This window comes from Gulbenkiania mobilis, assembly GCA_004346645.1.
Taxonomy (GTDB): Bacteria; Pseudomonadota; Gammaproteobacteria; order Burkholderiales; family Chromobacteriaceae; genus Gulbenkiania; species Gulbenkiania mobilis.
Window position 1 is genome coordinate 509,830 of the sequence record SMDA01000001.1, and the last position, 14,663, is coordinate 524,492.

Below are 14,663 nucleotides of genomic sequence, written 5' to 3' on the forward strand. Positions count from 1 at the left end.
GGTCCGCTGCCGGCTCCATCACCATAAAACAAAAACGGCCCCGAGCGGGGCCGTTCTCACTGGAGCATAACCGTTACCTCAGAAGGCGAACTGCTCTTCCGGCAGAGCCATCAGCGGTTTGGCGCCAGTCTTGATGGTCGCCATCAGTGTGTGCACTTCCGGCAGAAGCTTGGCGAAATAGAAGCGGGCGGTGGTGATCTTTGCCTGGTAGAAGGCATCCTCACCCTGACCCAGCTTCTCGTAGGCCACCGCAGCCATGCGGGCCCACAGCCACGCATAGGTGACATGACCAATCAGGCGCAGGAAGTCGGTCGCAGCCGCGCCCACGTCGTCGCGGTTTTTCATGGCATTCATTGCCAGGCCCATGGTCAGTTCGCCGGCATCCTTCAGCAGTTGCGTCAGCGGGGCTACGAATTCCTTGAGGTTCTCGTTGCCTTCGTTGGCCTGGCAGAAGGCGAAGATCTGCGCGCTGAATTTGCGCAGTTTCTGGCCTTGGTCCATCAGCACCTTGCGGCCAATGAGGTCGAGTGCCTGAATGCCGTTGGTACCTTCGTAGATCTGCGAGATGCGGCAGTCGCGCACCAACTGCTCCATGCCCCATTCGCGGATGTAGCCGTGGCCGCCGAACACTTGCATGCCCAGGTTGGTGGCCAGATAGCCGTTGTCAGTCATGAACGCCTTGGCAACCGGGGTGAGCAGGGCTACCAGATCGGCCGCATCCTTGCGTGCCTCGGCATCCGGATGCTTTTCTTCGATGTCCAGCTGCAGCGCGAGCAGGGCAGTCAGGGCACGGCCGGCTTCGGTGTAGGCTTTCTGCGTCAGCAGCATGCGGCGTACGTCGGGGTGCACGATGATCGGGTCCGCCGGCTTGTCCGGCTGGGCCGGGCCGTTGGCGGCGCGCATCTGCAGGCGCTCGCGGGCGTAGGCGAGAGCGCCCTGATACGAGGCCTCGCCCAAGCCCAAGCCCTGCATGCCGCATCCCAGGCGGGCAGCATTCATCATGGTGAACATGCAAGCCAGCCCCTTGTTCGGCTCACCGATCAGGAAGCCCCGGGCGCCCTCGAAGTTGAGCACGGCGGTGGCGTTGGCCTTGATGCCCATCTTGTGTTCCAGGCTGCCGCAGAACACGCCGTTGCGGCTGCCGTCCTGCATGAACTTGGGCACGATAAACAGCGAGATGCCCTTCACATCCTTGGGGGCATCCGGCAGACGGGCGAGCACCAGATGGATGATGTTGTCCGACAGGTCGTGTTCGCCGGCCGAGATGAAAATCTTGGTGCCGGTGATGGCATAGCTGCCGTCCCCGTTCGGTTCTGCACGAGTCTTGAGCAGGCCAAGGTCAGTGCCACAGTGCGGCTCGGTCAGGCACATGGTACCGGTCCATTCGCCAGAAACCAGCTTGGGCAGGTAGGTGGCCTTCTGCTCGTCGGTGCCGTGCACGTGGATGGCGGAGTAGGCGCCATGTGACAGGCCAGGATACATCGACCAGGCAACGTTGGCCGAACACTGCATTTCCATCACCGGGAACGCCAGTGCCTTGGGCATGCCCTGGCCACCATACTCGGGGTTGCAGTCGAGGCCGGGGAAGCCCAGCTCGCAGTACTGTTTGTAGGCTTCACGGAAGCCGGCCGGCGTGGTCACACTGTGGGTGGTGGCCTCGAAGTGGCAGCCTTCTTCATCCGCCGTGCGGTTCAGCGGTGCGAGTTCGTTCTCGCAGAACTGGGCGGCTGCCTCGAGGTAGGAATTGAAGATGTCTTCGGTGGCTTCCTCATAACCCGGCAGTTGGGGAAGCACTTCCTGAACTTTGATCAGCTCGTTCAGGACAAAGTGAAAATCGCGCAGGGGGGCTTTGTAAGCGGGCATGCAGGGTCTCCTGGTTTGTTGCGCAGCCTGGCTGTGCCAGGTCGGTTTTCCCAATGGCCGGGTGGGGCGGCCTGTTTTTATTCAAACGCTTGTTTAAATTATTGCCGCCGATTTGGCAAGGGGCAAGGCAAAATTCCCGCTGACGGTTGTGCCGATGCCACAGCCATAAATGCCGTTGCGGCCGATAGGCCTTCTTAGGAGCCCAAACACGTGCGCCACCATTTGCGCCACCGCCTGCCATCGCCCTCACGCGTGCTGGACACGCCTGGCCTGCGCTGGCTTCGCCCTTGGCTGGATCACCCGGCTTTGTGGGGGCTACAGCGCCGCCGGGTGGCCATGGGGTTTGCGGTGGGAATGTTCTCAGGCCTGATGCCAGGGCCCACGCAGATGCTGACCGCGGGCGTGCTGGCCCTACTGTTGCGGGTCAACCTGCCGGTGGCCCTGCTGACCACGCTCTACACCAATCCCTTCACCTACCTGCCGCTCTACTATCTGGCCTATCGCTATGGTTGTCTGTTACTCGGGCAGGATACGGGCAGTACAATGTCGCTTTCCTCGCTGTCCCAGCCCGGCCACTGGCGGGTTCACGAGGTGCTCGCCTGGCTGGAAGGCCTGGGCTGGCCCCTGCTGGTAGGCGTGCTGGCCTTGGGGCTGACGCTGGCGCTGGCGGGCTATGCCTTGGTCGCGGTATCGTGGCGCTGCGCCGTGGGGCGCGCCTGGCGCAAGAGAAAGGAATCGCGTGGAGCTGACGGAACATACCCTGCAGAGTGAAACGGCCTATGCCGGGGGTTTTCTGCAGGTGAAGAAAGACACGGTGCGCCTACCAGATGGCAAGGAGGCCAACCGCGAGTACATCCGCCATCCCGGTGCCGTGGCCGTCCTGGCGCTGGACGATGCCGGCCATCTGGTGATGGTGCGGCAGTACCGTTACCCGGTGGGGCGTACCTTTGTGGAAATTCCCGCGGGCAAGATCGATGCGGGCGAGGCCCCGCATCTCACCGCACGCCGCGAGTTGCGCGAGGAAACCGGTTACCAGGCGGACGAGTGGCTGTTCCTTGGGACGGCCTATCCCTGCATTGGTTATTCGGACGAGTGCATCCACTATTATCTCGCGCGTGGCCTCACCCTCAGCGAGAGTACGCCCGACGAGGGCGAGTTCGTGGAAACGCTGTGCCTGCCGCTTGCCGAGGTGCGCACCCGTTCGCTCCGTGGGGAGGTCTGTGACAGCAAGACGCTGGTGGGGCTGTACTGGCTGGATGCATGGCAGAACGGGAGCCTGCTCGGTGAGCGGATTTGACCCCCGCAGCGACCGGCGCGTGGCCCGACGCATCCGCATGGGGTGCAAGGCTCGCATCCGGTCGCTGAACACCGGCGAAACGCACTACGGCGAGTGTACCGATCTGTCGGTGGATGGCATGGCGTTGCGCACTCTGTTCGTGCCCCAGTTCGGCGAGCGCCTGCATGTGCTGGTGCTGGTCCCCCCGGTGGGCGGATTACCGGGACGGCCGCTCGAGGCACGGGTAGAGGTACGCCGCTGCAACGAGATCGAGCGCGGTCGGCTGTACGAGATCGGCGTGCGCATCATCGAGCGCTTGGGCTGAGACCGTATCTCCTTTTTACTGCACCGCCCGGTGCAGTTTTTCTTTTCTTTCTGATCGTTTCCTTCCGGTTGCGCGGATGTGCCGGTCGATGACCGTGCGCCTCTGCAGTCTGGCCGTCTTTTGGACGCCGATGCCGGATGTTGTCGTTGTAATACCTCTGCCATCTTCTGGCATAGCGCTTGCATTGATGCTCTCGGCCGCAGAGCGCCGTCGGCGATAAGGCCATCAAGGCCGGTCGGCTGTGCTATATCGACTAAAAGAGAACCGAAATGAAGCATCAGCTCTAATTTTCAAGGGGAAGACGGAGGACCATGGGCACTCCGTCCCCCTCTTGTCACCTGCCAGGAGGGCTCAGCCATGCATCCGGACATCTTCAGCCACTACGCCGCCCGCTACGACCGTACCCGGGAAGAGGAATACTCGATCCAGGAATATCTGGAACTCTGCAAGCGCGACCGGATGGCCTATGCGTCCGCTGCCGAACGCATGCTGGCAGCCATCGGCGAGCCCGAACTGGTGGATACCCGCCACGATCCGCGCCTGTCACGCATTTTCAGCAACAAGGTCATCAAGGTCTATCCGGCCTTCCGCGACTTTTATGGCATGGAGGAGGTCATCGAACAGGTGGTGGCCTATTTCCGCCATGCGGCGCAGGGTCTGGAGGAGAAGAAGCAGATCCTCTATCTGCTGGGCCCGGTGGGTGGGGGCAAGTCGTCGATCGCCGAACAGCTCAAGTCGCTGATGGAACTGGTGCCGTTCTATGCGATCAAGGGCAGCCCGGTGAACGAGTCACCGCTGGGCCTGTTCAACCTGGAAGAGGACGGGCCGATCCTTGAGGAGGAATACGGGATTCCGCGCCGCTACCTCAAGGCCATCCCCAGTCCGTGGGCCGTCAAGCGGCTGCACGAGTACAACGGCGACATCGGCCAGTTCCGGGTGGTGAAGCGCTATCCCTCAGTGCTGCGCCAGATTGCCGTGGCCAAGACCGAGCCGGGGGACGAGAACAACCAGGACATCAGTTCGCTAGTGGGCAAGGTGGACATCCGCAAGCTGGAAAAGTATGCCCAGGACGACCCGGATGCCTACAGCTACTCGGGAGGCCTGTGCCTGGCCAATCAGGGTCTTCTGGAATTCGTGGAAATGTTCAAGGCGCCGATCAAGGTGCTGCATCCGCTCTTGACGGCCACCCAGGAAGGTAACTTCAAGGGCACCGAAGGCTTCGGAGCGATTCCCTTCGACGGTATCATTCTGGCCCACTCCAACGAATCCGAATGGAAGCAGTTCCGCAACAACAAGAACAACGAAGCTTTTCTCGACCGGATCTACATCGTCAAGGTGCCGTACTGCCTACGCGTGAGCGACGAGGTGAAGATCTACGAGAAGCTGATCCAGAACTCGTCGCTGGGACAGGCGCCATGCGCGCCGGGCACGCTGAGGATGATGGCACGCTTTGCCGTGCTGTCGCGGCTGAAGGAGCCCGAAAACTCCAGCCTGTACAGCAAGATGCAGGTTTACGACGGCGAGAACCTCAAAGACACCGACCCGAAGGCCAAGTCGCAGCAGGAATACCGCGATTATGCGGGGGTGGATGAAGGCATGAACGGCCTGTCCACCCGCTTTGCCTACAAGATCTTGTCTCGGGTGTTCAACTTCGACCACAGCGAGGTGGCCGCCAACCCCGTGCACCTGCTCTACGTGCTGGAGCAGCAAGTGGAGCGCGAACAGTTCCCGCCCGAAGTGGAACAAAAGTACCTTTCCTTCATCAAGGAATACCTCGCGCCGAAGTACGTGGAGTTCATCGGCAAGGAGATCCAGACCGCCTATCTGGAAAGCTACAGCGAATACGGGCAGAACATCTTCGACCGCTACGTCACCTTTGCCGATTACTGGATCCAAGACCAGGAATATCGTGATCCGGACACCGGCGAGATCTTCGACCGCATGTCGCTGAACGCCGAGCTCGAGAAAATCGAGAAGCCGGCCGGCATCTCCAACCCGAAAGACTTCCGCAACGAGATCGTCAACTTCGTGCTGCGCGCTCGGGCCAACAATGGCGGCAAGAACCCGGCCTGGACCAGCTACGAGAAGCTGCGCACTGTGATCGAGAAGAAGATGTTCTCCAACACCGAGGAGCTCTTGCCGGTGATCTCGTTCAATGCCAAGTCCAGCGCGGAGGACGCCCGCAAGCATGAGGACTTCGTCAACCGTATGGTGGAGAAGGGCTATACCCCCAAGCAGGTGCGGCTGCTGTGCGAGTGGTACCTGCGCGTGCGCAAGTCGTCCTGAGCCCTGCGGGGCAGGCAAGGTTGGCCGAAACCGCTTCGGCCAACCTTCGGCAGCACAACGCCGGATACAAGGGAGAATCGACATGGCCCACATCATCGACCGGCGCCTCAACGGCAAAAACAAGTCGGCGGTCAACCGCGACCGCTTCCTGCGGCGTTTCAAGGGGCAGATCAAGGAGGCGGTAGCTCGCGCCATCAAGGGGCGCAGCATCACCGACGTGGACAGCGGCGAGAAGGTGTCCATTCCGGTGAAGGATATTTCCGAGCCTGCCTTCCGGCATGGCAAGGGGGGCGTCTGGGAAGGCGTGCACCCGGGCAACGAGGAGTTCGTTAAAGGCGACCGCATTCCCAGGCCACAAGGGGGCGGCGGTGGGGGGAGCGGCAGTGGCAAGGCCAGCAACGAGGGTGAGGGCGAGGACGACTTCGTGTTCCATCTCTCGCATGAGGAGTTCATGAATGTCTTCTTCGAGGATCTGGCGCTCCCTAACCTGATCAAGACCGAGCTGATGGGCATCGAAGAGATGAAACCGGTGCGTGCTGGCTACACCAATGACGGCACACCGGCCAACATCAGCATCGTGCGCTCGCTGCGCGGGGCGCTGGCGCGCCGGGTGGCCCTGTCGGCGCCCACGCTGGCGCAGCTGGTGGAGGCGGAGGAAGAGCTGGACGAGATGCTCGAATCGGGCGAAGAGAACACGCTTGACATCCGGCACCAGCGCGAACGTGTGCACGCCCTGCGCGAGAAGCTGTACAGCATTCCCTTCATCGATCCTTTCGATCTGCGTTACAACAATCGTGTAAAGCAGCCCAAGCCGACCAGTCAGGCGGTGATGTTCTGCCTGATGGACGTGTCAGGCTCGATGGATGAATCCAAGAAGGACATGGCCAAGCGCTTCTTCATCCTGCTGTACCTGTTTCTGCAGCGCAATTACGAGAAGATCGAACTGGTGTTCATCCGGCATCACACCAGTGCGGTGGAAGTGAACGAACACGACTTCTTCCACTCGCGCGAATCGGGTGGCACTGTGGTTTCCTCGGCGCTTAATCTGATGAAAGACATCATCGCCAAGCGGTATGCCCAGGGCGGGTGGAACATCTATGCCGCCCAGGCCTCTGATGGTGATAACTGGGACAGCGACTCGGCCAACTGCGGCAAGATCCTGGAAGAGTCGCTGCTGCCGCTGTGCCAGTACTACGCCTACATCGAGATCACCGAAGGAGAGCCGCAGAACCTGTGGTACGAATACCAGAAGCTGGGAGCGCGGCACCGGCACTTCGCGATGCAGCGCATCCGGCAGGCCGGCGACATTTACCCCGTGTTCCGCGAACTTTTCAGCAAGGAACGGCAGCAGGGAGGCAGCGCATGAAACCGATTTCCACCGGGTCCGAGTGGACCTTCGACCTCGTTGGTGCCTACGACCGGGCCATCCGTACCATTGCCGTAGACGAATACGGGCTGGACATCTATCCGATTCAGCTGGAAGTCATCACTGCCGAACAGATGATGGATGCCTACTCATCGGTGGGGATGCCGGTGAACTACCACCATTGGAGCTTCGGCAAGCACTTCGTCGCCACCGAAAAAGGGTATCGCCGCGGTCAGATGGGCCTGGCTTATGAAATCGTCATTAACTCCAATCCTTGCATCGCCTACCTGATGGAGGAGAACTCCATGACGATGCAGGCGCTGGTAATCGCGCACGCTGCCTATGGCCACAACAGCTTCTTCAAGGGCAACTATCTTTTCCGCAGCTGGACCGATGCGTCGGCCATCATTGACTACCTTGTGTTCGCCAAGGGCTACATCAGTCGCTGCGAGGAGCGGTACGGTATCGATGCCGTGGAGGAGTTGCTGGACTCCTGCCATGCGCTGATGAACTACGGGGTGGACCGCTACCAGCGTCCGCAGAAGCTGTCGTTGGCCGAAGAGCAGGCCCGACAGGAGGAGCGCGAACATTACCTGCAGATGCAGGTCAACGATCTGTGGCGCACTATTCCCAGGCGTGCCCAGGAGGATGCGGTGCGCGCGCAGGTGCGCTTTCCGGCCGAACCGCAGGAAAACCTGCTCTACTTTATCGAGAAGTCGGCTCCGCTACTGGAACCTTGGCAGCGCGAGGTAGTGCGCATCGTGCGCAAGATCGCCCAGTACTTCTATCCTCAGCGGCAGACGCAGGTGATGAATGAAGGCTGGGCCACCTTCTGGCACTACACCATCCTGAATCGCCTGTACGAGAAGGGATTGGTCACCGACGGGTTCATCATGGAGTTCCTGCAAAGCCACACCAATGTGGTCTACCAGCCACCCGTGACTGCCAAGTGGTACAACGGCATCAACCCCTACGCCCTGGGCTTTGCGATGTACCAGGACATCCGGCGCATCTGCGAAGCCCCCACCGACGAAGACCGGCAGTGGTTCCCGGACATGGCGGGAAAACCGTGGAAGGATACGCTGGACTTCGCAATGCGCAACTTCAAGGACGAGAGCTTTATCTCGCAGTTTCTCTCGCCCAAGCTGATCCGGGACTTCCACTTCTTCGCCATTCGCGACGATGATCGGCAGGACAGGCTGGAAGTGACGGCCATCCACGACGAGGAAGGCTACCGTGCTGTGCGGCAGACGTTGGCCGAGCAGTACAACCTTGGCTCGCGCGAACCTAATATTCAGGTGTGGTCGGTGAACGTGCGCGGCGACCGCAGCATGACCCTGCGGCACACAATGCATCAGCGCCGCCCGCTGGACAACGCCAGCGCCGAAGAGGTCCTCAAACATGTGGCCCGTCTGTGGGGCTTCGAGGTGCGCCTGGAAAGCGTGGATGATGAGGGGCGACTGGTACAGTCGTGGACGGTGAAGCCGGACCGCCAGGATGACTGGGCGGCCTGAATCAGCCGGGGTGGGGGAGGAAGGCGCGCAGTCCGGTGGAGGGGTCGTTCAGCTCGATCAGAGATACCCCGAAGGCGGCTTCAAGAAGTGGGCCCTGCATCACATCCGCCACCGTACCGAAGGCCACCAGCCGGCCGCCGGATAGTAGGGCCACGTCATCGGCATGGCGCAGCGCCAGATTGAGGTCGTGCACTGCGGCTACCGCCCCGAAGCCTTCGCGCCGGCACAGGCCCGCTACCAAAGCCAGTTGCTGCTCGGCAAAACCGATATCCTGCGCCGAGGTCGGTTCGTCCAGCAGCAGGAAGCGCTCGGGCGCATCACTTGCGTAGAGCTGGGCTAGTGCGCGCGCCAGCAGCGTCCTTTGATATTCGCCGCCTGAGAGCATTTCAGCGGGGCGCCCGGCCAGGGCTGCAACGCCCCCGTCGGACAGTGCACGTTCCACCACGGGTGCTGGCGCGCCGCTGTCACGCCAGTACCCGCCCATCTCCACCAGTTCGCGCACCGTGAAGCCTTCCGCCAAGGCGGGCTGCTGCTCGAGGCAGGCGCGTCGCTGCGCCAGCCAGCGTATTGGCGCGGTCGTCACGTCGGCGCCGGATAGTCGCACCGCTCCATGGCTTGGCCGAAGCCGACCGGAAAGCAGCCCCAGCAGTGTACTCTTGCCGGCCCCGTTGGCACCGAGTAGCACCAAGAGCCGTCCCGGATGGATGATCAGATCCACCGGATGCAGCAAGATACGTCCCTGCCGGCTAAGGCCTGCACGAGCCGCTTCAAGCATCGGTCTGCCTCCGGTCGCGTCGGGCCAGCAGCCACAGGAAGAACGGTGCCCCGGCCAGGCTGGTGATGGCCCCGACCGGAAGCTCTGCCGGAGCAAAGGCCGCGCGTGCTACCCAGTCGGCCAGCACCGTCAGCAAGGCGCCCATCAGTGGTGCCGTCAACAGCAGGCGTCTCAGTTCGCCGCCCACCAACTGGCGGGCCAGATGGGGCGCCATCAGACCCACGAAGCTCACGCTGCCGCACTGGGCCACCACCAGGCCCACCGCTACCGCCACCCAGATCATCAACCTACGCCCCAATCGGTCCACCGCAAAACCCAGATGGAAGGCGGAAGCCTCGCCCGTCTGCAAGGCATTGAGAAACCGCCAGAGGCCTCCGAGTGCAAAGCCGGTCAGCGGTACGGCCAGCGCCAGGGTGGCTGCTTCGGGCCAGCCCGCTCCGGCAAAGCTGCCCAGCAGCCAGAAGGTGACCGTGCGCAGGGCGCTGTCGGGCAGAGTGGTCATCAGCAGGATTAGCAGGCTGGTGAGTAGGGCGTTGACCGCCACACCCGCAAGGATCAGCCGGGCTCGGCTGCCCCTGCCGGCTAGGCGGCGAATGACACCGAGCGCAGCCAGCCCGCCCAAGAAGGCGCAGCCGGCCACCACTGGCAGTGCGCTGGCCACGCTGAGGGCGGCTGCAGCGGCCAGCGCCGCGCCAGCGCTGACGCCCACCAGGCCCGGTTCGGCCAGGGGATTGCGGAAGAAGGCCTGTACTGCCGTGCCTGCGAGGCCCAAGAGCGCCCCACTGGCGAGGGCAGCCATAAGACGAGGCAGTCGCAGTGCCCGCAGCACCTCCAGATCGGACGCCGTCCAAGGTTGGCCGAAAACCGGCCCCAGACCGTGCCAGAGCGATAGGCAGGAAACCAGCAGGACGCCAAGGGTCAGCAACGTGGTCAGCGGGAGAAGACGCATCATAAAAGGAAAGGGGCCTTGCGGCCCCTGGTCTCATCGCAAGCCAAGCACGTCCTGCATGTCGTACAGGCCATGTGGCCGGTCCTTGAGCCACTGGGCGGCCCGCAGGGCGCCGTTGGCAAAGGTGGCGCGGCTGGACGCCTTGTGGGTGATCTCCACCCGTTCGCCAAGGGTGGCGAAGAGCGCGGTATGGTCGCCCACGACGTCGCCCGCCCGGATGGTGGCAAAGCCGATGGTGCCTGGGTCGCGTTCGCCAGTGACGCCTTCGCGGCCATAGACTGCGCAGGACTTCAGATCACGCCCCAAGGCCGAGGCGATGACCTCGCCCATGCGCAGGGCCGTGCCCGACGGGGCGTCCACTTTGTGTCGGTGATGCGCTTCGATGATCTCGATGTCGTAGCCTTCCGAGAGCACCCGGGCCGCGATGTCCAGCAATTTGAAGGTCAGGTTTACGCCGACGGAGTAGTTGGCAGCAAACACGATCCCGATCCGTTCGGCGGCTGCCTCGATCGTGGCCTTGCCCGCATCGTCAAAGCCTGTAGTGCCGATGATCATGGCTACGCCATGGCGCACGCAGGCATCTAGGTGTGCCAGCGTGCCCTCCGGGCGCGTGAAGTCGATCAGCACGTCCGCTCCGGCGAGGGCAGCCTCTACGTCGCTGGAGAGGCGCACCCCGGTTTCACGGCCGGTGAAGAGACCGGCATCCAGCCCCAGACATTCGGCACCCGGCCGTTCCAGGGCCGCGTGCAGCACAGCGCCCGGTGTCGAGAGTACGGATTCGATGAGAGCGCGGCCCATGCGGCCGGACGCCCCTGCAATGACGATCTTCATGGCTGTGGTCGTTGAGAGTTACTGGGCGGGCACAGCGGCTGGTGCCGAAGCGTCCAGCGGCGGGGCGACCGGCTGTTCGGCCGGCAGGGGCTGGCCTTCGATGCGGGTGAGCACGTCGCCTTCGAAGAACACCGTGACGGTAGCGTCGCGGACTACCTTGCCGTCACGGATCAGACGGTATTTGTAGTCCCAGCGGTTGGCGTGGAACGGGTCGGTCAGCAGGGGAGTGCCGAGGACGAAACGGACCTGGGAGCGCGTCATGCCGGGCTTGAGCCGGGCGACCGCATCTTCGGTCACATAGTTGCCTTGCGGGATGTCGAGCCGGTGCGGTGTCAGCCAGTTCATCGGGTTGAGCGAACTGCAACCGGCCAACGCCAGGGAGGCGGCAATGATCAGGGCGCGCATGCTACTCCGGTAGGATCGTGAGAAGGTGGACCCAGATGATTAGGCAAAAGCCGGAAAAAGGCTATATCATCCGGTAAAACTCCCCGCCTTTATATCATGATGAGCAAAGCCAGTCACCTCAAAGATATCGGCCTGAAGGCCACCGGTCCGCGCTTGAAAATCCTCGATCTGTTCGAACAGAGCGACGATCGTCACATGTCGGCCGAAGACGTCTACCGCAAGCTGATGACCGAGCACACGGACATCGGGCTTGCCACCATCTACCGCGTGCTGACGCAGTTCGAGCAGGCCGGCATCCTGGTGCGTCACCATTTCGAATCCGGCAAGGCCGTGTACGAGCTCAACCAGGGTGGTCATCACGACCACATGGTATGTGTGAAGTGCGGCAACGTCACCGAATTCTTCGACCCTGAAATCGAGCGCCTGCAAGACCGCATCGCTGGCGAGCACGGCTTCCGCATCATGGACCACTCGCTCTACCTCTACGGCGAGTGCGCCGGCTGTGTGGCGGCCGATGAGAAAAAGGGACGCTGATTGGTGATTCCCTGGCTCGGTTCCGAGCTGGCTTTTCCTCCTGTAGAGACCGCCCTGACAGAGCCGGACGGTCTTCTCGCTGCGGGCGGCGATCTTTCTGCGCGACGCCTGCTCCTGGCCTACGCCCACGGCATCTTTCCCTGGTTCTCTCCCGGCGATCCGATCCTCTGGTGGTCGCCTTCGCCCCGCATGGTCATTGAGCCCGGCTGGCTGCGTGTGACGCGCTCGCTGGAGAAGACCCTACGCAACCGTGACTACGAGATCCGTATCGACTCGGCTTTTCGGGCGGTCATGAATGCTTGTGCCCAGACGCCCCGACCCGGGCAGGAGGGTACCTGGATCGTACCCGAGGTGATCGAGGCGTACTGCCGCTTGCATGCGCTGGGGCATGCCCACTCAGTGGAAACCTGGATGGATGGCCAGCTGGTGGGCGGGCTGTATGTGGTGTCACTGGGTACGATGGTGTACGGCGAATCGATGTTCAGCCGCGTCAGCGATGCCTCCAAGCTGGCCTTCGTGCATCTGGTACGACACTTGCAGACCCGGGGAGTCAGGATGATCGACTGCCAGATGTACACGCCGCATCTGGCCAGCCTGGGCGCCCGGTTGATTCCGCGCGCAGCCTTTCTCGACACGGTGGCCGTCGCCACGCGCGAAGTGCCGCCGCCGGACCTGTGGACTTACCAGTATTCCCATGACGCATCGTGATCTTAGCCAGAGCGTAGCCATCCACTTCTATGCTACCGCACCGTACCCGTGCAGTTACCTGCCTGCGCGTCATGCGCGGTCCCAGGTAGCCATCCCCACCGAGGCGATCGATACCGCCCTTTACAGCCAGCTGGTTCGGCTGGGCTTTCGCCGCAGCGGGCTGTACACCTACCGGCCCTACTGCGACAGCTGCCAAGCCTGCATTCCGGTGCGCATTCCAGTAGAGGCCTTCCGTCCCTCGCGAAGCCAGCGTCGTGCTTGGCAGCGTCATGCCGGGCTGACGGCGCACCTGCTGCCGCTGGTGTACCGGGAGGACCATTACCAGCTCTACAGCCGCTATCAGGGCACCCGCCACGCCGGGGGCAGCATGGCGGACGACGCGCCCGGGCAGTACGCCGAGTTCATCCTGAAGAGCGGTGTGGACAGTTTTCTGGTCGAGTTCCGGGAAGGTGAAACGCTGCGCATGGTCAGCCTGATCGATCGGCTGGATGACGGGCTGTCCGCTGTCTACACCTTTTACGACCCGGACGTGTCGGGGGCCAGTTATGGGGTCTACAACGTGCTGTGGCAGGTGGAATGGGCACTGGCGCACCAGCTTCGGTATGTGTACCTCGGCTACTGGGTCGCCGCGTGTCAGAAGATGGCCTATAAGGCTCATTACCGTCCGCTGGAGCGTTTGCGCGGCAGTCGCTGGGTGCGGCTGGAGGAGACCGACTAACAGCACCGGACAGGGGTGTGCGTACTCTTTACCGGGGACGAGGTAGCAGAAGGGCATGAAAAAAGCCGGCTTTGCAAGCCGGCTTTTTGAATGGTGGTGGAGATAAGCGGGATCGAACCGCTGACCTCTTGCATGCCATGCAAGCGCTCTCCCAGCTGAGCTATACCCCCACGGTCGCCGTCATTGACAGCGAGAGCGAATGTTAATCGCAGTCGCGTGGCGGGTCAAGCCCCTGCGAACACTTCCTCGACTGCGGCACGGTGCGCCGGCCGATAGAGCCGCACCACGCTGCCGATGATCAGCAGGGCAGGGGAGGCGACGGCCTCTTGTTCCAGGGTGGCGGCCAGGGTGGCCAGAGTAGCCAGTACCACGCGCTCGCGCGGAGTGGTTGCGTTCTCGACGGTCGCCACCGGGGTGTCGGGCGCCCGCCCGGCATCGATCAGGTCGGCGGCGATGCGAGGGGCTTCGTTCAGCCCCATATAGACCACCAATGTCTCTTCGGGCCCGGTATGTCGTGTCCACGCGAGCCGGTCTTCGCCCTGCCTGCGGTGACCGGTCACGAACAGGCACCCCTGGGCATGGTCCCGATGCGTCAGCGGAATGCCTGTCGAGGCCGCCGCGCCGGTAGCTGCCGTGATGCCGGGCACGACCTCGTAGTCGAATCCGGCTGCAACCACTTCTTCCATTTCCTCTCCGCCCCGCCCGAACAGGAAGGGGTCGCCGCCTTTGAGGCGCACCACACGCCTGCCAGCACGGGCGTGGGACACGATCAGTGCGTTGATGGCTTCCTGCGGCAGGGTGTGGCGGCTGGCGCGCTTGCCGACGCAGATGCGTTCGGTGCGTGCCGGAATCAGGGCCCGGATGGCGGGCGACACCAGATGATCGTACAGCACCACATCGGCCGTCTGCAGCCGTTGCAGGGCCCTGAGGGTGAGCAGTTCGGGGTCGCCCGGCCCGGCGCCTACCAGCGACACATGGCCACGAACAGGGTTGGCCGAAGCGGCCGGCAGAAGATGGCGGGAATCACAGGGTTCGTTCATGGCGCGCTCGCGGTTCGGATGATGTCGGCAGTGTAGGAAACCCGGCGTCCGGAAATCGTTGATTCGAATCAAT

The 14,663-nt window shown here is 62.7% G+C and carries 15 protein-coding genes and 1 tRNA gene; 9 read left to right on the forward strand and 7 right to left on the reverse strand.

Going from position 1 to position 14,663, the window contains the following annotated elements; translation table 11 throughout:
• Positions 1-78 precede the first annotated feature (78 nt).
• Complete coding sequence (locus EV669_RS02465) at positions 79-1,863, reverse strand: acyl-CoA dehydrogenase C-terminal domain-containing protein (RefSeq protein ID WP_055433589.1); 1,785 nt, start codon at positions 1,861-1,863, stop codon at positions 79-81.
• 210 nt (positions 1,864-2,073) lie between these two features.
• On the opposite strand from EV669_RS02465, the gene EV669_RS02470 reads away from it, so the two are divergent.
• The 6 genes from EV669_RS02470 to EV669_RS02495 all read left to right on the forward strand — a co-directional run bounded on the left by EV669_RS02470 (position 2,074) and on the right by EV669_RS02495 (position 8,630).
• Positions 2,074-2,634 carry a DUF2062 domain-containing protein gene (locus tag EV669_RS02470; protein WP_132097792.1) on the forward strand — a complete coding sequence of 187 codons (561 nt, stop codon included), beginning with the start codon at positions 2,074-2,076 and terminating at the stop codon, positions 2,632-2,634.
• Complete coding sequence (locus EV669_RS02475; RefSeq protein ID WP_054284971.1) at positions 2,603-3,160, forward strand: NUDIX domain-containing protein; 558 nt, start codon at positions 2,603-2,605, stop codon at positions 3,158-3,160. The genes EV669_RS02470 and EV669_RS02475 overlap by 32 nt, the downstream gene beginning before the upstream one ends.
• Positions 3,147-3,464, forward strand: coding sequence for a PilZ domain-containing protein (locus EV669_RS02480; RefSeq protein WP_235445392.1), 318 nt, complete (start codon positions 3,147-3,149; stop codon positions 3,462-3,464). Before EV669_RS02475 ends, EV669_RS02480 begins: the two co-directional genes overlap by 14 nt.
• 357 nt (positions 3,465-3,821) lie before the next feature.
• Complete coding sequence (locus EV669_RS02485) at positions 3,822-5,750, forward strand: PrkA family serine protein kinase (RefSeq protein ID WP_054284970.1); 1,929 nt, start codon at positions 3,822-3,824, stop codon at positions 5,748-5,750.
• 82 nt (positions 5,751-5,832) lie between these two features.
• Positions 5,833-7,116 (forward strand): YeaH/YhbH family protein, encoded by a 1,284-nt coding sequence (locus EV669_RS02490; protein ID WP_055433590.1) that lies wholly within the window; start codon positions 5,833-5,835, stop codon positions 7,114-7,116.
• Positions 7,113-8,630: a SpoVR family protein gene (locus EV669_RS02495; RefSeq protein WP_132097793.1), complete on the forward strand. Its 1,518-nt coding sequence runs from the start codon at positions 7,113-7,115 to the stop codon at positions 8,628-8,630. The genes EV669_RS02490 and EV669_RS02495 overlap by 4 nt, the downstream gene beginning before the upstream one ends.
• A 1-nt stretch (position 8,631) precedes the next feature.
• On the opposite strand, the gene EV669_RS02500 is transcribed toward EV669_RS02495, so the two are convergent.
• From EV669_RS02500 to EV669_RS02515, 4 genes are read right to left on the reverse strand one after another with little or no spacing between them, the layout of a single operon-like run.
• Positions 8,632-9,405, reverse strand: a complete 774-nt coding sequence (locus tag EV669_RS02500; RefSeq protein ID WP_055433591.1) for an ATP-binding cassette domain-containing protein — start codon at positions 9,403-9,405, stop codon at positions 8,632-8,634.
• On the reverse strand, positions 9,398-10,357 hold the full coding sequence (locus tag EV669_RS02505) for a FecCD family ABC transporter permease (RefSeq protein WP_054287205.1): 960 nt from the start codon (positions 10,355-10,357) through the stop codon (positions 9,398-9,400). Before EV669_RS02505 ends, EV669_RS02500 begins: the two co-directional genes overlap by 8 nt.
• Before the next feature lie 30 nt (positions 10,358-10,387).
• A complete protein-coding gene (gene dapB / locus EV669_RS02510) occupies positions 10,388-11,185 on the reverse strand; it encodes a 4-hydroxy-tetrahydrodipicolinate reductase (RefSeq protein ID WP_132097794.1) in 798 nt (265 codons plus the stop codon).
• An 18-nt stretch (positions 11,186-11,203) separates the two neighbouring features.
• Positions 11,204-11,590 (reverse strand): outer membrane protein assembly factor BamE, encoded by a 387-nt coding sequence (locus EV669_RS02515; protein ID WP_054287203.1) that lies wholly within the window; start codon positions 11,588-11,590, stop codon positions 11,204-11,206.
• Between the two features lie 99 nt (positions 11,591-11,689).
• Here EV669_RS02515 and fur point away from each other — a divergent pair, with 99 nt between their 5' ends.
• Genes fur through EV669_RS02530 form a run of 3 tightly spaced genes read left to right on the forward strand, consistent with a single transcriptional unit; the run spans position 11,690 to position 13,550 of the window.
• Positions 11,690-12,124, forward strand: a complete 435-nt coding sequence (fur, locus tag EV669_RS02520) for a ferric iron uptake transcriptional regulator (protein ID WP_207913767.1) — start codon at positions 11,690-11,692, stop codon at positions 12,122-12,124.
• Between the two features lie 3 nt (positions 12,125-12,127).
• Positions 12,128-12,832, forward strand: coding sequence for a leucyl/phenylalanyl-tRNA--protein transferase (gene aat, locus EV669_RS02525; RefSeq protein ID WP_132097796.1), 705 nt, complete (start codon positions 12,128-12,130; stop codon positions 12,830-12,832).
• The gene (locus tag EV669_RS02530) at positions 12,819-13,550 is read left to right on the forward strand and encodes an arginyltransferase (RefSeq protein WP_132097797.1); all 732 of its coding nucleotides are present in this window, start codon (positions 12,819-12,821) and stop codon (positions 13,548-13,550) included. Before aat ends, EV669_RS02530 begins: the two co-directional genes overlap by 14 nt.
• Positions 13,551-13,644: 94 nt before the next feature.
• On the opposite strand, the gene EV669_RS02535 is transcribed toward EV669_RS02530, so the two are convergent.
• Positions 13,645-13,720, reverse strand: a tRNA-Ala gene (locus EV669_RS02535).
• A gap of 54 nt (positions 13,721-13,774) precedes the next feature.
• Complete coding sequence (cobA, locus tag EV669_RS02540; protein WP_132097798.1) at positions 13,775-14,590, reverse strand: uroporphyrinogen-III C-methyltransferase; 816 nt, start codon at positions 14,588-14,590, stop codon at positions 13,775-13,777.
• Positions 14,591-14,663: the final 73 nt, after the last annotated feature.